At 71.9% G+C, this 15553-nt stretch carries 13 protein-coding genes, 1 tRNA gene and 1 pseudogene; 11 read left to right on the plus strand and 4 right to left on the minus strand.

Annotation, left to right across the window (positions count from 1 at the left end):
• Both QCZ28_RS05825 and QCZ28_RS05830 read left to right on the plus strand, forming a co-directional pair.
• Positions 1-592: pseudogene (locus QCZ28_RS05825) on the plus strand (serine/threonine protein kinase); the annotation flags it as partial.
• 33 nt (positions 593-625) lie between these two features.
• Entirely contained in the window at positions 626-1267 is a 642-nt protein-coding gene (locus QCZ28_RS05830) for a histidine phosphatase family protein (RefSeq protein WP_279515580.1), read from the plus strand.
• Here QCZ28_RS05830 and QCZ28_RS05835 read toward each other — a convergent pair.
• From QCZ28_RS05835 to QCZ28_RS05850, 4 genes are read right to left on the minus strand one after another with little or no spacing between them, the layout of a single operon-like run.
• Positions 1257-1781 (minus strand): GNAT family N-acetyltransferase, encoded by a 525-nt coding sequence (locus tag QCZ28_RS05835; RefSeq protein ID WP_279515581.1) that lies wholly within the window; start codon positions 1779-1781, stop codon positions 1257-1259. The two genes, QCZ28_RS05830 and QCZ28_RS05835, sit on opposite strands and share 11 nt — an antisense overlap.
• A 9-nt stretch (positions 1782-1790) precedes the next feature.
• A complete protein-coding gene (locus QCZ28_RS05840; protein ID WP_279515582.1) occupies positions 1791-2291 on the minus strand; it encodes a DinB family protein in 501 nt (166 codons plus the stop codon).
• 45 nt (positions 2292-2336) lie between these two features.
• Positions 2337-2777, minus strand: coding sequence for a VOC family protein (locus QCZ28_RS05845; protein WP_279515583.1), 441 nt, complete (start codon positions 2775-2777; stop codon positions 2337-2339).
• Positions 2778-2811: 34 nt separating this feature from the next.
• Positions 2812-3510: a carbon-nitrogen hydrolase family protein gene (locus QCZ28_RS05850; protein ID WP_279515584.1), complete on the minus strand. Its 699-nt coding sequence runs from the start codon at positions 3508-3510 to the stop codon at positions 2812-2814.
• 82 nt (positions 3511-3592) lie between these two features.
• Here QCZ28_RS05850 and QCZ28_RS05855 point away from each other — a divergent pair, with 82 nt between their 5' ends.
• The 9 genes from QCZ28_RS05855 (at position 3593) to selA (ending at position 15551) form a co-directional block, all read left to right on the plus strand.
• Complete coding sequence (locus QCZ28_RS05855; protein ID WP_030336420.1) at positions 3593-4375, plus strand: DedA family protein; 783 nt, start codon at positions 3593-3595, stop codon at positions 4373-4375.
• Between the two features lie 127 nt (positions 4376-4502).
• Positions 4503-5657, plus strand: coding sequence for a histidine kinase (locus tag QCZ28_RS05860; RefSeq protein WP_279515585.1), 1155 nt, complete (start codon positions 4503-4505; stop codon positions 5655-5657).
• The gene (locus QCZ28_RS05865) at positions 5648-6292 is read left to right on the plus strand and encodes a response regulator transcription factor (RefSeq protein ID WP_030336424.1); all 645 of its coding nucleotides are present in this window, start codon (positions 5648-5650) and stop codon (positions 6290-6292) included. Before QCZ28_RS05860 ends, QCZ28_RS05865 begins: the two co-directional genes overlap by 10 nt.
• A gap of 781 nt (positions 6293-7073) precedes the next feature.
• Positions 7074-7631: a hypothetical protein gene (locus QCZ28_RS05870; protein ID WP_279515586.1), complete on the plus strand. Its 558-nt coding sequence runs from the start codon at positions 7074-7076 to the stop codon at positions 7629-7631.
• A gap of 993 nt (positions 7632-8624) precedes the next feature.
• The gene (gene fdh / locus QCZ28_RS05875; RefSeq protein WP_279515845.1) at positions 8625-11897 is read left to right on the plus strand and encodes a formate dehydrogenase; all 3273 of its coding nucleotides are present in this window, start codon (positions 8625-8627) and stop codon (positions 11895-11897) included.
• On the plus strand, positions 11869-12921 hold the full coding sequence (locus tag QCZ28_RS05880; RefSeq protein WP_279515587.1) for a 4Fe-4S dicluster domain-containing protein: 1053 nt from the start codon (positions 11869-11871) through the stop codon (positions 12919-12921). Before fdh ends, QCZ28_RS05880 begins: the two co-directional genes overlap by 29 nt.
• Positions 12918-14114 (plus strand): NrfD/PsrC family molybdoenzyme membrane anchor subunit, encoded by a 1197-nt coding sequence (gene nrfD / locus QCZ28_RS05885; protein ID WP_279515588.1) that lies wholly within the window; start codon positions 12918-12920, stop codon positions 14112-14114. The genes QCZ28_RS05880 and nrfD overlap by 4 nt, the downstream gene beginning before the upstream one ends.
• Before the next feature lie 13 nt (positions 14115-14127).
• Positions 14128-14223, plus strand: a tRNA-Sec gene (locus tag QCZ28_RS05890).
• 23 nt (positions 14224-14246) lie between these two features.
• Entirely contained in the window at positions 14247-15551 is a 1305-nt protein-coding gene (gene selA, locus QCZ28_RS05895) for an L-seryl-tRNA(Sec) selenium transferase (protein WP_279515589.1), read from the plus strand.
• The last annotated feature ends 2 nt before the right edge of the window (positions 15552-15553 follow it).

Consider the following 15553-nt stretch of genomic DNA (forward strand, 5'->3'; position numbering starts at 1 on the left):
CCCGCCCACCCTGATCGACCGGTCGGTTCTGGCGCGGCCCGTCCCGGCTCCCGCCGCGCCGGCCCGACGTCGACAGCGTCGGCCCGTCGCCGCGCTCGTCGCGGCCGTGCTGGCCGTGCTGATCGGCGTCGGCGCCCTGTTCGCGCAGAATCCGTTCGACAACCCCGGCGCACCCGACCCGGCCGAGATCGCCGAGGCGCCCTCGACCTCCGCGCCGGCCTACGCGCCCACGACGCAGTCGCCGACGCCGGCCGCACCGTCCACGCCACCCGTGCCCTCCGCCAGCACCGCGCCACCGACGGGCGGGCAGCAGATACCGGTCAGCTTCCGGGAGGTGACCAGCGAGTTCGCCGCCGTCCTCGCCACCGCCGTCGCCCGCGGCGACGTCGACCGGAAGACCGCCGAAGACCTGCGCGACGACCTGGCCGACCTCAACCGCCGTACCAGGGACCGCGCCAAGCGCGTCGACGACCTGCGCGACCGCATCGCCGAGTTGGTACGACGAGACCGCCTACCAGCGCAGACGGGCGCGAAGCTGGACGCTCTGCTCACCCAGGCCGGCGGCTCCTCCTTCGGCCGTACGGACGACTGATACCTCCGTCGATACCGCTGGCATGATGTCCCGATGCGGACACGTCTGATCTTCGTGCGACACGGCGAGTCGGTCCACCAGCTCGAAGGAATCGTCGGTGGGCCGCGTGGTTGTCGGGGCCTCACCGCCCTCGGCCACGAGCAGGCACACCACCTGGCCAACCGGCTCACCGGAGAGGTCGCCGCCGACGGGCCGGTGGCGGTCTACTCGTCGGTGCTGCGCAGGGCCGTCGAGACCGCGCAACCGATCGGTGCGGCGTTCGGCGTCCGGCCCGTGGCCGACTGTGGTCTCTGCACCTGGCACACACCCCCGTACGCCGACGGCCTGCCGACCGCCCTCTTCCGCACCGACCACGCGGTGGCGGGCGGCGGCGTGTTCCGTCCGTTCGAGGAGGGCAACGAGAGCTGGGCCGAACTGGTGGTCCGCGTCAGCCGCGCGATCATGGAGATCGCCCACCGGCACCGGGGCTCCACGGTGGTTCTGGTCGGCCACAGCGAGACCGTCGAGGGCGCTTTCCACGCGCTCGGCGCGCAGCCGGTCTTCCGGGCGTTCGACCTGGACGTGCCCCCGGCCTCGATCACCGAATGGACCACCGACCACGACCCCGGCGGTTGGCCGCCAGCCCGCTGGACGCTGCGGCGCTTCGCCGACACCGGCGGCTGGGCTAGAGCGTGATCCAGTACCGGCGTGCCGGGCCGAGTTCGGTGTCTCGAACGCCTTCCAGGACACCGCCGAGGCGCTCGATCGTCGCCGCCGACGCGACGTTGTCCGCCGCGCAGACCAGCAGCACCCGGCCCAGCCCGAGGGTCCGGGCCGTACCGAGCATCCGGCCCAGTGCCCACGTCGCCAGCCCACGCCGACGCGCGGACGGCCGGATGCCGTAGCCGATGTGGCCGGCGACCCGCAACAGGTGGTCGTCCGGCCGGTGGCGAAGCGCGATCCCGCCGAGCACCCGGTCGTCCTCGACGATCCACCGGTACGTGCACCGCACCCGACCAGCGTCCTGCGGATCTTCCGGATCGGACCGGTCGGCCAGCCGGGTCACCCAGGCCGCGAACCCGTCGGACGAGCGCACCTCGTCGGTCGACTGGAGACCGAAACCGTCCTCGTGGAGGCCAGGACCCCACTCGTCGTGCGCCTCCAACCAGGCGGCATGCAGGCGAACGGTGGGCGCGACCAACTCGGGCATTAGGCGGTGCTATTCGGCGGCCAGGATCTGCTCACGCAGGATCTCGGCGTGCCCGCAGTGCTGGGCAAGCTCGCGCAGCACGTGCAGGTAGACCCAGCGCAGCGGCAGCGGGCCTCGCCGGTTGCCGCGGAGCAGGTCGTCGAGGCCCAGGGTGGACGTGGCGCGGCGGGAGGCTTCGCACGCCTCTCGGTGTGCCCGCTGGATAGTGGCGATCGTGTCGCCGTCGTCGAGGATGAACGAGTCGTCCGGCGTCGGAGGGATGCCGATCTCGGCGCGGGACCGGCACGTGACGGCCTCGTCGAACCAGACCTTCTCCACGAACGCGGCGTGCTTCACCAGACCCAGCAGCGTGGTCCGCGACGGCACCAATGACCGGCGCGCCTGCTCTTCGGTCAGCCCGTCCAGGTAGCCGTTGAGCGCCGTACGATGCTCGTCGATGAACGCCTCGAACTGCGCCTGAGCCGACTGGCCGACGACATCATCGGCGAAGGTCGGAGGAAAGGAGGTCATTCCCGAAGCATTCCAAGGTCATCGCCGCCGCGCAAACACCATTGCTCATCCGAAGGAGATCAGAGCGCCGCGCTCGTCGAAGCGGGCCGTGCCCGCCCAGGCGATCTCCCAACGGTTACCCTCCGGGTCGGCGATGTAGCCGGACCGCCCACCCCACGACCGGTCGGTCGGCTCCGCCACCACCATGGCGCCCGCCGCGACGGCCGCGGCGAACGCCACGTCGACCTGCTCGCGGTTGTCGACGTTGCAGGCCAGGGTGACCCCCGACCAGCCACCGGCCGGCGCGGGTACGCCCGGCGCCGCCTCGGCGGCCAACTCCGGCAACGGGTAGAGCGCCAACAGCACGCCACCGAGCAGGAACGCCGACCAGCCGTCGTCACTGGCCGGCAGCTCGGGCCACCCCAACGACCGGTAGAAGGACCGCAGCGCGGCGACGTCGCGTGCTCCCAGCGTCACCACTGAGAGCCGAGGAGGAAATGTTTCCATGACCTGATCCTGCCGGCTGCCTACGACGTCGCGGTCAACCGATGCTGACGCCGACCGCCTCGCCCGGGTCGGCGCCCGCGCGGGCGTACACCTCCCCGTCCGGCGTCCAGACACCCGAGCGCCCCGCCGCCTCGGTGTAGCCACCACCGGTCGACCCGGCGAAACTCGCCACCGCCACCCAGGCCCGGTGCGTGGTGGCGACGCGGTGCGCCCGCCGGTCCACCACGGTGGCGTCGCGCGCCGACTCCAGGACGCCCGCCGCGTACACGTCGATCCCGAGCGCCGCGGTCCGCGCCGCGTGCGCGACCACGCCGGTGTCCTTGCAGATCGCCAACCCCACCCGCCAACCGTCCACATCGAGCACGGCCGGGGCACCGCCGGGCCGGAACCGGCGGGCTTCCGCGTCCCCCAGCCACATCTTCCGGTACACCACCGTCGCACCGCCGCCGGTCACCGCCAGCATCGCGATGTGCTCGCCCGCGACCGGCGCACCGACCAGGGCCAGCGCGTTCGTCTCGGCGCACGCCTCGACCAGTGGCGTCAACAGCGGGTCGTCGACCGACACGACCGGCGCGTCCAACTCGTACCCGGTCAGGGACAGCTCCGGAAAGATCACCAACCGGGCACCCGCCGCGCGGACCGCGGCGGCGTGCGCCCGCGCGTTCGCCGCGACATCCAGGGGTACGCACAGCGGCTGCACCACCGCGAGCCGTAACGGGGTGCGGCTTTCCACACCCCCACCGGTGTGGTCGCCCCGCACAGCCGGGCGGTCGGCCTCATGGTCGGTTCTCAGGATGACTTCGTAACGTGGGCGCATGATTCGAACGTCCCACGCCGTGTTCGCCACCGGAACCCCCGCCGCCGCAGCGGAACCACCGCAGGACGGGATCGTTGGCTACGTCACTGACCTGGTGGAACGACTCGGCGGGCCGGGTGCCGGCCTGGCGGTGGCGTTGGAGAACCTCTTCCCGCCGATCCCCAGTGAGGTGATCCTGCCGCTGGCCGGGTTCGTCGCCGCGCAGGGCCGGATGAGTCTCTTCGGTGCGATTTTCTGGACCACGCTGGGCTCGGTGCTGGGCGCGCTCGCGCTCTACCTGATCGGCGCGGCGCTGGGACGCGACCGCATGCGCGCCATCGTGGCCCGGCTTCCCCTGGTGAAGCTCAGCGACGTGGACCGGACCGAGGCGTGGTTCCTGCGGCACGGTGTGAAGGCCGTCTTCTTCGGCCGGATGATCCCGATCTTCCGGAGCCTGATCTCCATCCCGGCCGGCGTGGAGCGGATGCCGGTGAGCACATTCCTGCTCTACACCACGCTGGGCAGCCTGATCTGGAACACCACCTTCGTGCTCGCCGGCTACCTGCTCGGCGACAACTGGCACCTCGTCGAGGGTTACGTCGGCACGCTCCAGAAAGTGGTGATCGTGGTCTGCGTGGCGGCGGCGGCCTGGTTCGTCGGGTCCCGCGTGCTGCGCGCCCGCCGCGCCGCCCGCAACCCCGAGCCGACCGAACCCGAGCAGAGCGCACTGAACGGGGTGCCCGACCCGGGTGGTCGCGGCACCCTCTACCGCAGCGGATCGTGGGCCTCCGACGAGCGCTAGTCAGCGCAACTGGTGGGCTCTGCTCCTTGCCTTCGCTCTGCTGCCCTGATGCGCCACCCGGGCAGCACGCGGGCGCGGCAGGTGACGCGGACCGTGCGGAACCGGCTCGGCACGAAAGGCGGATGAGTTGGCGGCGCAACAGCGAACCGGCAGGTGGTGGCTTCGACTGCCGATCGGCGTCGCCGCCGGAACCGCGACGGCCGCCGTCGAGTTCGTCTTCCTCGTCGTCGCGGCCGTCGCGTTCACCGGGTCCGCGTTCGCGCCGGCCGCCGGCCGTCGGGTCACCGGCCTGACCAGCAGGTACGCGGGGTGGCTGGTGCGGATGGAACATCGCCGCCTCGTCGGGCTGCTCGCCACGGCGGATCTGCCCGCGCCGAACGCCGTGGCGACCCGTCGCCAGGTCGGCTACCTGGCCGCCCGACTGCTACCCGGCACACTCGGCCTGCTGGCGTACGCCGTGCTCGGCGTCGGCGTGGTGCTCGCCGCCATCGTGCTGAGGGCGGCGGTGCGCGCAGAGTTGACAGTCCTCGACGCCGTGTCCCAGATCGCCGTCGGGGCGGTGCTGCTACTGCTCAACGGTCAGGCCGTCGCCAGCATCGCCGCACTGGATGTCCGGCTGGCCCACCGACTGCTCGGCCCGGGAAGCCGAGCGGAGCTGACCCGGCGGGTCCACGAGCTGACCACCAGCCGGGCCGGGGTCATCGCCGCCGTCGACGCCGAACGGCAGCGCATCGAACGCGACCTGCACGACGGCCTCCAACAGCGGCTGGTCGCCCTCGGCATGCTGCTCGGCCGCGCCCGGCGTACCCGCGACACCGACCGCACACACGCACTGCTCCTACAGGCGCACGAGGACGTACAGCGCGCCATCGAGGAGTTGCGCCAGGTGGCGTGGCGGGTCTACCCGTCGGCGCTCGACGGCGGCGACCTGGGCGAGGTGCTGACCATCGTCACCCGCGGCTCAGAGGTGCCGGTGCGGATCCGGTACGAGCTACCCGTCCGCCCGCGGCGGCAGACCGAGACGGTGCTGTACTTCGTGGCCTGCGAGGCGCTCACCAACGCCGCTAAACACGCCGCCGCTAACCTGGTCACCGTCGAGATCGGCGTACAGGATGGGTGGATCCGGATGCGCGTGCACGACGACGGCGTCGGCGGCGCCGACCCGACCGGGCGCGGACTGTCCGGGCTGGTGCGGCGGGTCGCCGCGTTGGACGGCCGGCTGACGGTTACCAGCCCGGCCGGCGGTCCGACAACAGTGCTGACGGAGTTGCCGTGCGACTAGTCCTCGCCGAAGACTCGACGCTGCTCCGCGAGGGTCTGACCCGGCTGCTCGCCGACGAGGACCACGAGGTGCTCGCGGCGGTCGGGACCGCCGCCCACCTGGTCGAGGCGGTCGAACGGTCCCGTCCCGACGTGGTCGTCACCGATGTCCGGATGCCACCCACCCACACCGATGACGGGCTGCGGGCAGCACTGGAGATCCGTCGCCGGTGGCCCGACACCGGCGTCCTCGTGCTCTCCCAGTACGTGGAGCGTCGGTACGCCGGGCGGCTTCTCGCGGATCGCCCCGAGGGGGTCGGCTACCTGCTCAAGGACCGGGTCGCCCAGGTGGACGACTTCCTCGACGCACTCGACCGGGTCGCCGCCGGCGGCACCGCCCTCGACCCGGAGGTGGTCCGTCAGGTGGTGGCCGGCTCGGAGCGGCCCGAACCGCTCGGTCGGCTCACCCCGCGGGAACGGGATGTGCTGCACGAGATGGCCCAGGGGCACACGAACCTCGCCATCGCCCAACGGCTGCACGTGTCGCAGAGCGCGGTCGAGAAGCACGTCAACGCCATCTTCGACAAGCTCGACCTGGCCCACACAACCGGCTACAGCCGGCGGATCCTCGCCATCCTGCGCTACCTGGACACCTGACCCACCCCGCACCGAACGCCACCCGCACGGGACCGGGTGGCCAGCGCTTTGCGCCGGGCCGTGGCCGGCCCGCTGGCATGCACGCCGGGCCATGGCTGGCCGGCGCGTGGGTCGTACCGCCATGATCGACTCGGGTTTCAGGAAGTCGGGGTGTCCGGCCGTCCGGGATGCCCCGACTTCCTGAAACCCGAGTGGATCACGCGTGTGCGGGCCCGGTTCGGTGCCGCGGGTTCGTGGTTGTGTGGATGGTGTGTCGGGTCGTGGGGTGTTTGTGGGTGGTGGCCGGGCGCACCCGCAGGCGGGAATCGTGGCCGGGCCGAGGTCGTTGCACACCCTGACGATCGCAGCAGCACCTCCCGCCGTCCGGTCTTCACGGGTGCGGGATTCGAGGTCCGGCAGGTTGGAATGCCCGCCGTCGCTCGGTCGTTGTGATCCCCACGACTGACCGCAGGCACCGCCGCGATGAGGGTGTCGACAGGTTGGGCCAGCCCGGAATGACCCCGGGCCCCGGGTCGTTGTGATCCCCACGAAACGACCGCAGGCACCGCCTCCGGGTGAGTGCCGACGGACTGGGCCACCGGGGAATGACCCCGGCCCCCCGGTCGTTACACCTGGACCCCGGCGCCACGAGCCCCCGCCCGTGAAGTCGCCGACCGACGCCCTAGGCGTCACCCCCCAAACTTTCCCCTGCAAGTGCAGCGCCGGACGAGGTGCTCACACCCCTTGCCGCCGTTCCCCCCTTGGCGGTGCGGGTGTTCCTACCCCCGAAGGAGCTACCCCCATGAACACGATCATCCGTAAGAGCATGCTGTCCGTTGCTGGTCTCGCGTTCGCCGGTGGTGTGTTCGCCGGCCCGATCGCCGCCCACGCCAACCCGGCCGTGGACGCCAAGCCCACCGCCGTGGCCGTGCAGGCGGCGAAGCCGCAGGGCGACCAGTCCCGGATCACCCTGAACAACGAGCAGACCGCCAACGTCAAGGCGATCATCGCCGCCACGAAGAAGGCCGGCCTGCCCGAGCGCGCCGCGGTCATCTCCATCGCGACGAGCCTGCAGGAGTCCAAGCTGGAGAACCTCGGCCACCTCGGCGATATGAACGACCATGACTCGCTGGGCCTGTTCCAGCAGCGCCCGAGCTCGGGTTGGGGTACCCCGGAGCAGATCACCGACCCCGAGTACTCCACCACCGCGTTCCTCAAGGGCCTCAAGCAGGTCGACGGGTGGCAGGACATGCCCCTGACCGACGCCGCGCAGACCGTGCAGGTCTCGGCCTACCCGGACGCCTACGCCCAGTGGGAGCAGCAGGCCACCGACCTCGTCGCCCAGCACTGGAACAGCTGACCACCAGCACCACCGCACCACCGCACCACCATCAGCACCGCACGGTAAGACCCAAGAACACCGACCGCTGGCCGGCACCCGCAACCCGGGGTGCCGGCCAGCGGCCTTCGCGTTGCCATCGACCGCCGGGACGCGGGGACGCCGGCCCGCCGGGACGCGGGGACGCCGGCCCGCCGGGACGCCGGGACGCGGGGACGCCGGCCCGCCGGGACGCCGGGACGCGGGGACGCCGGCCCGCCGGGACGCCGGGACGCGGGGACGCCGGCCTGCCGGGACGCGGGGACGCCGGCCTGCCGGGACGCGGGGACGCCGGCCTGCCGGCCCGCCGGCCCGCCGGCCTGCCGGCCCGCCGGGACGCGGGGACGCGGGGACGCGGGGACGCCGACCATCGACCGCCGCAGCGGGCCGCAACGGGAGATGCCGCGCTGAAGGGATCCTCGGCGGAGGCGGATGGCGTCATCAAAGCGGCGTTCATTTCCAGATCTTGGACAGTTTCCGTTAGCACTGAAGACGGAAACTGTCCAAGATCTCGCGGCGTGCTCCGCTGGCCGCACGATCCGCTGGCCGCTGGCCGCTGGCCGCTGGCCGCTGGCCGCTGGTCGCTGGCCGCTGGCCGTAGGAGGCCGCTGTCCGCATGATCGGCTGGCCGCTGGTGCGGCGGGGTGATCGGCGGCGGCGTCGGACGGGGTCGCGGGACGGTCGGGTGGTGCGTGCATGGACGCGGCGGGTGTGGGAACAAGGTAGGGGTCGGGCTGGTTGTGGACAGTGTCGGTGTGACTCAGTGTCCCCGGGCCTCACCTAATATCGCCTTCGCGGAATACCGTTCGGCTGGAGCCGCGTCGTGCCACTCGCCGAGAGGCGACCTGCACACCGACACCAGTGCCGCCCCCGGCTCACCGGCCGGGGGCGGCACTGTCTGTTCTCCCGGTTCGCGAACCTGTCTCAGGTGACCTATGTTCAGGGGGTCGCTCGCGTGGGAGGGGGGTGTCGGGGTTGGGCCTGCGGACCTTTATCGAGGGTTGGCCGGTGTACCGGCAGCTCACCGGCACGGACCCGCTGGGTCGGGGCGCCGCTGCGAAGTCGGATGGGTCCCGCGCGCTGACTGCTCGTACCGATACCGCTGACAGTGTGGCGCGGTCGGTGTGCCCGTACTGTGCGGTGGGTTGTGGTCAGCGGGTGTTCGTCAAGGACGGGCAGGTCAGTCAGATCGAGGGTGATCCGGACAGTCCGATCTCGCGGGGTCGGCTCTGCCCGAAGGGTTCGGCGAGCAAGAGCCTGGTGACCAGCCCGTTGCGGCAGACCACCGTGCGCTACCGCCGCCCGTACAGCACGGAGTGGGAAGACCTGGACCTCGACACGGCGCTCGAAATGATCGCTGATCGGATCCTCGCCGCCCGGGAGCAGACCTGGGAGGACGTCGACACGCAGGGCCGGCCGCTCAACCGGACGCTGGGTATCTCCAGTCTGGGCGGGGCGACGCTCGACAACGAGGAGAACTACCTGATCAAGAAGTTGTTCACCGCGATGGGGGCGCTTCAGATCGAGAACCAGGCCCGTATTTGACACTCCGCCACCGTCCCCGGTCTGGGGACCAGCTTCGGTCGTGGCGGTGCGACGGACTTCCAGCAGGACATCGCCAACGCTGACGTGATCGTCATTCAGGGTTCGAACATGGCTGAGGCGCACCCGGTGGGTTTCCAGTGGGTGATGGAGGCCAAGCGTCGGGGGGCGAAGGTCTTCCACGTCGACCCACGGTTCACCCGGACGAGCGCGGTAGCGGACGCGTACCTGCCGATCCGGGCGGGCACGGACATCGCGTTGCTCGGTGGGGTGGTGCGTTACATCCTGGACAACGAGTTGGACTTCCGGGAGTACGTGCTGGCGTACACCAACGCGGCGACGATCGTCAGCGAGGAGTTCACCGACACCGAGGACGGCGACGGTTTCTTCTCTGGTTTCGACCCGGAGACCGGCGCGTACGTGCAGGACAGTTGGCAGTACGAGGGACACGAGGACTCGTCGGGCAGTGGGCACACCGCCCAGGAGCGGGACAGCGCCGCGGGGTTGACGCACGAGTCGCACGGCGCGCAGGTGGGTGGGCAGACGCGACGCGACGAGACGTTGCAGCATCCGCGCTGCGTCTACCAGATCCTCAAGCGACACTTCTCCCGCTACACGCCGGAGATGGTGGAGCGGGTCTGCGGCATTTCCCAGGCGCAGTTCCTGGAGTTGGCGCGGGCGTGGACGCAGAACTCCGGCCGGGACCGGACCGGCATGCTCGTCTACTCGGTGGGGTGGACGCAGCACAGCGTGGGTGTGCAGTACATCCGCACCGGCGCGATCATCCAACTGTTGCTGGGCAACATGGGCCGCCCCGGTGGCGGGGTGATGGCGCTTCGTGGCCACGCCAGCATCCAGGGTTCGACCGACATCCCGACACTGTTCAACCTGTTGCCCGGTTACCTGCCGATGCCGCACCACGCCGAGCACCCGAGCTTCGACAATTGGGTGGACAGCATCCGCCACCCGGGGCAGAAGGGGTTCTGGGGCAACGCGCGGTCGTTCGCCGCGAGCCTGCTCAAGGCGTACTGGGGGGACGCGGCGACGCCGGAGAACGACTTCTGTTACGGCTATCTGCCGCGGCTGACCGGTGATCACGGCACGTACCAGCAGGTGCTGAACATGATCGACGGGAAGATCAAGGGGTACTTCCTGCTCGGGCAGAACCCGGCCGTCGGGTCGGCGCACGGCCGGGCGCAGCGCCTCGGCATGGCCAACCTCGACTGGTTGGTGGTCCGGGACCTCTTCATGATCGAGAGCGCCACGTTCTGGCAGAACGGCCCCGAGGTGGCCACCGGGGAGATCGTGCCCGAGGAGTGCCGCACCGAGGTGTTCTTCCTGCCCGCGGCGTCGCATGTGGAGAAGGAGGGCACGTTCACGCAGACGCAGCGGTTGTTGCAGTGGCGGGAGAAGGCCGTGGAGCCGCCGGGCGACGCCCGCTCCGAGCTGTGGTTCTTCTACCACCTGGGCCGCAAGCTGCGGGAGAAGCTGGCCGGGTCGCCGCTGCCGCGCGACCGGGCGCTGCTCGACCTGACCTGGGACTACCCCACGCACGGTCCGCACGCGGAGCCGAGCGCCGAGGCGGTGCTGCGCGAGATCAACGGGTACGACGTGGCCACCGGCCGCCCGCTGTCCGGTTTCGCCGAGGCCCGTGCGGACGGCTCGACCGCGATCGGCTGCTGGATCTACACCGGCGTGTACGCGGACGGCGTCAACCAGGCCGCCCGCCGCAAGTCCCGACACGAGCAGGACTGGGTGGCCGCCGAGTGGGGCTGGGCGTGGCCGGCGAACCGGCGGATCCTCTACAACCGGGCGTCGGCCGACCCGGACGGCAACCCGTGGAGTGAGCGCAAACGCTACGTGTGGTGGGACGCGGACAAGGGCGAGTGGACCGGTTACGACGTGCCGGACTTCGAGAAGACCAAGCCACCGTCGTACCGGCCGCCCCCCGGTGCGTCCGGGACCGAGGGCATCGCCGGCGACGACCCGTTCGTCATGCAGGGCGACGGCAAGGGCTGGCTGTACGCGCCCAGTGGTGTGCTGGACGGACCGCTGCCCACCCACTACGAGCCGGTGGAGTCGCCGGTGCGTAACCCGCTCTACGGTCAGCAGGCGAACCCGACCCGCAAGATGTACGCGCACCCGGTGAACTCGGTGAACCCGAGCCCGCCGCAGGAGCACGGTCAGGTGTTCCCGTACGTGTTCACGGTCAGCCGGCTCACCGAGCACCACACCGCCGGCGCGATGAGCCGGACCGTGTCACCGTTGGCCGAGCTCCAACCGGAGATGTTCGTCGAGGTGTCCCCGGAGTTGGCCGGCGAGGTCGGGTTGGCGCATCTGGGCTGGGCGCACCTGGTCAGCGGTCGGGCGGTGATCGAGGCGAAGGTGCTGGTCACGGATCGGCTCAGGCCGCTGCGGGTGGACGACCGGGTCATCCACCAGGTCTGGTTGCCGTACCACTTCGGTTTCGAGGGCCTGGTGACCGGCGACTCGGCCAACGACCTGTTCGGGATCAGCCTGGATCCGAACGTGCTGATTCAGGAGAGCAAGGTGGGCACCTGCGACGTGCGGCCGGGCCGGCGTCCCACCGGGCCGGCGTTGCTCGACCTGGTGGCCGACTACCAGCGGCGCGCCGGGATCAACCCGGGTCAGCACGCCCCGGCCGTGACCACCGACGATGAGGGGAAGGAGCACGGTGCTTCCTGACCCGAACAGCCTGTACGGGCCGCTGGACCCCGCACCGGACGCGGGCTATGAGGACGCGCCGCCGCGGATGGGGTTCTTCACCGATACCAGCGTCTGTATCGGTTGTAAGGCGTGTGAGGTGGCCTGCAAGGAGTGGAACGGTGTGCCGGAGAGTGGCCTGGATCTGCTGGGCATGTCGTACGACAACACCGGCGCGCTGACGGCGAACTCGTGGCGTCATGTCGCGTTCATCGAGCAACCCCGCCGGCCTGGTGCGGCGACCCAGGCGTTCGACGACAACCCGGTCAGCCCGGCGACGGCGGCGGTCGGCGCGCGTACCGAGACCGACACCGGCACGGATCCGGGCCTGCCCACCGGTTCCCCGGGGGCGGCGGCGCGGATGTCGGGGGGTCCGGAGTTTTTGGGGATGCCGGGGGCGCAGCCGCCGGGGCGGGGCACGGGTGTGGAGGGTCGTACGGATTTCCGGTGGTTGATGATGTCGGATGTCTGTAAGCACTGCACGCATGCGGCGTGTCTGGATGTGTGTCCGACGGGTTCGTTGTTCCGGACGGAGTTCGGGACGGTGGTGGTGCAGGAGGACATCTGCAACGGGTGTGGTTACTGCATTTCGGCGTGTCCGTACGGGGTGATCGACCAGCGTAAGGGTGATGGTCGGGCGTGGAAGTGCACGTTGTGCTACGACCGGTTGGGTGTGGGGATGATGCCGGCGTGTGCGCAGGCGTGTCCGACCGAGTCGATCCAGTACGGGGAACTGGACGAGTTGCGGGAGCGGGCTGCCGCGCGGGTGGCGACGCTGCACGAGCGTGGGGTGCCCGAGGCGCGGTTGTACGGGCACGACCCGAACGACGGTGTGGGTGGGGACGGTGCGTTCTTCCTGCTCCTCGATGAGCCTGAGGTGTACGGGCTGCCACCGGACCCGGTGGTGACCACCCGCGACCTACCGGCCATGTGGAAACGCGCCGGCCTCGCCGCGCTCGCCATGGCGGCGGCGACCGTCGCCGCGTTCGTCGGAGGTTCCTCATGACGCCACCGGGCCCGGTCGGCGACCGGTTCCGCCGCTTCCGGGAGCGGCTCGCCGCAACGGGCGGCGACCGACCACCGGGGAGCGACGAGCGACCCGACGCAGTGCGGGGCGCGGAGCTTGCGGCCGGTGCCGACCACCCGAACGACAGGAACACCGCCGACGGCAACCGCACCGCCGGCCGGCGGCGCGGGCGACGTGGCGGTGGCGGCGAGGAACTGCGGGTGCCGGAGGCCGAGTTCACCTCCTACTACGGTCGGCCCGTTCTGAAGCCGCCGGTCTGGAAGTGGGACATCGCCGCGTACCTGTTCACCGGCGGGTTGGCCGCCGGCTCGTCGTTGCTCGCCGCGGGAGGGCAGCTCACCGGGCGGCCCGCGTTGCGGCGCGCCGGCCGGGTCACCGCGTTGGCCGCCGTCAGCGCCAGCGCCGTCTTCCTGGTCAAGGACCTGGGCCGGCCGGCGCGGTTCCACCACATGCTGCGGGTGGCCAAGCCGACCTCGCCGATGTCGATGGGCACCTGGATCCTCACCGCGTACGGGCCGGCGGCGGGCGTCGCCGCGATCGCCGAGGCGGCCGGTGTGCTGCCCCGGCACGGTCTGCTCGGGCTGGCCGGCCGGGTGTTGCCGCCGGTCGGGCATACCGCCGGGCTGCTCGCCGCCGGCACCGCGCCCGCGCTGGCCACGTACACCGGGGTGTTGCTGGCCGACACGGCGGTGCCGTCGTGGCATGAGGCGTACCCCGAGCTGCCGGTGATCTTCGCGGGCAGCGCGTTGGCCAGCGGCGCCGGCGTGGGTCTGCTCGCCGCGCCGCCGGCCCAGGCCGGGCCGGCCCGCCGGATGGCGGTGGCCGGCGCGGCCCTGGAGCTGTACGGCGCGCACCGGGTGGAGACCCGTCTCGGTCTGCTCAGCGAGCCCTACCGGTTGGGTCGGCCGGGTCGGTTGCTGCGCGCCGGGCGGTTGCTGACCGCCGGTGGGGTGGCCGGCGCGCTGCTGGGCCGGCGCAGCCGGGTGGTCGGGGCGCTCTCCGGGACCGCGCTGCTGGCCGCGTCGGTGCTGACCCGGTTCGGGATCTTCTACGGTGGTGTCGCCTCGGCCCGTGACCCCCGGTACACGGTGGTGCCGCAACGCGAACGGGTCGAAGCGCGGCGAAGCGGCATGGATCTTCCATCTGATCGGGCGGCCCCGCCCGCGGTGTGATCGAATGTCCGGTGGAGGCGTTCAGGCGGCTGGTGCCCCTCCCGGTCTTCAAAACCGGAGTGGTCCGGGACCCGGGCCAGGCGGGTTCGATTCCCGTCCGTCTCCGCCACACCGCTTGCAGGAGATGACGTGATGGGCGACGGCCCGGTGGACCCGCGACGCCGGGTGCCCCGTACGGACACGCTGCTGGCCGACCCGGTGCTGGCCGCCGCCACGGTGACCCTCGGCCGGGAGCAGGTCAAGGCGATCGTCTCCCGCGCGCAGGACCGCGCCCGTCGCGGCGAGCTGCACCCCGACGAGGTACGCGACGCCGCGGTAGTCGCGTTGCCCACGTCCGGCCCCCGGGTGGTGCTCAACGCCACCGGCGTCGTGCTGCACACCAATCTGGGCCGGGCCCCGTTGTCGTCCGCCGCCGTCGCCGCGGTGGTGGCCGCCGCCGGGCACACCGACGTCGAGTTGGACCTGGCCACCGGCCGGCGGGCCCGCCGCGGCCGGGGCGCGCTCGACGCGCTGGCCGCCGCCGTGCCGGACGCCGGCGCCGTGCACGTGGTCAACAACGGCGCCGCGGCGCTGGTGCTGGCCGCCACCGCGTTGGCCGCCGGCCGGGAGATCGTGGTCAGCCGAGGTGAGCTGGTCGAGATCGGCGACGGTTTCCGCCTGCCTGACCTGCTGGAGAGCACCGGTGCGCGGCTGCGCGAGGTGGGCACCACCAACCGCACCACGGTCGCGGACTACGCCGCCGTCCTTGGCCCGCAGACCGGTTTCGTGCTCAAGGTGCACCCGTCGAACTTCCGGGTCACCGGCTTCACCTCCGCCGTCGGGGTGCGGCAACTGGCCACCCTCGGGGTGCCGGTGGTCGCCGACATCGGCTCCGGGCTGCTCGGCGCGGACCCGCTGCTGCCCGACGAACCGGACGCGGCCAGCACCCTGCGCGCGGGCGCCGCACTGGTCACCGCCAGCGGCGACAAGCTGCTCGGTGGGCCGCAGGCGGGGCTGCTGCTGGGTGACGCCGAGCTGATCGACCGGCTGCGTCGCCACCCGCTGGCCCGGGCGCTGCGGGTGGACAAGCTCACCCTGGCCGCGCTGGCCGCCACAGTGCACCAACCCGGCACCCCGACCCGGGCGGCGCTGCACGCCGACCCGGGTGCGCTGCGCGAACGGGTGGAGCGGCTGCGGGACCGGCTCGGCGCGGACGGCCGCAAGGCGGAGGTGGTGCCGGCCGTCGCGGTGGTCGGCGGGGGCGGCGCCCCCGGGGTGGAGCTGGACTCGTGGGCGTTGAGCCTGCCCGAGCGGTACGCGGCGCCGCTGCGCACCGGAGAGCCGCCGGTCCTGGGCCGGGTGGTACGCGGCCGGCTGCTGCTCGACCTGCGCTGTGTGCCCGCCGACGCCGACGAGGCCGTCCGCCAGGCGGTGCTGCGCGTACCCGGGGACGACTGAGG

The sequence above is a fragment of the Micromonospora sp. DH14 genome, from assembly GCF_029809455.1.
GTDB classification, from domain to species: Bacteria; Actinomycetota; Actinomycetes; order Mycobacteriales; family Micromonosporaceae; genus Micromonospora; species Micromonospora parva.

Bases quoted from the DNA above. Each gene is read 5' to 3' on its own strand.
- QCZ28_RS05830 (WP_279515580.1), top strand. From the start codon at position 626: ATGCGGACACGTCTGATCTTCGTGCGACACGGCGAGTCGGTCCACCAG.
- QCZ28_RS05835 (WP_279515581.1), bottom strand. From the start codon at position 1,781: ATGCCCGAGTTGGTCGCGCCCACCGTTCGCCTGCATGCCGCCTGGTTG.
- QCZ28_RS05840 (WP_279515582.1), bottom strand. From the start codon at position 2,291: ATGACCTCCTTTCCTCCGACCTTCGCCGATGATGTCGTCGGCCAGTCG.
- QCZ28_RS05845 (WP_279515583.1), bottom strand. From the start codon at position 2,777: ATGGAAACATTTCCTCCTCGGCTCTCAGTGGTGACGCTGGGAGCACGC.
- QCZ28_RS05855 (WP_030336420.1), top strand. From the start codon at position 3,593: ATGATTCGAACGTCCCACGCCGTGTTCGCCACCGGAACCCCCGCCGCC.
- QCZ28_RS05870 (WP_279515586.1), top strand. From the start codon at position 7,074: ATGAACACGATCATCCGTAAGAGCATGCTGTCCGTTGCTGGTCTCGCG.
- QCZ28_RS05880 (WP_279515587.1), top strand. From the start codon at position 11,869: ATGAGGGGAAGGAGCACGGTGCTTCCTGACCCGAACAGCCTGTACGGG.
- nrfD (WP_279515588.1), top strand. From the start codon at position 12,918: ATGACGCCACCGGGCCCGGTCGGCGACCGGTTCCGCCGCTTCCGGGAG.
- selA (WP_279515589.1), top strand. From the start codon at position 14,247: ATGGGCGACGGCCCGGTGGACCCGCGACGCCGGGTGCCCCGTACGGAC.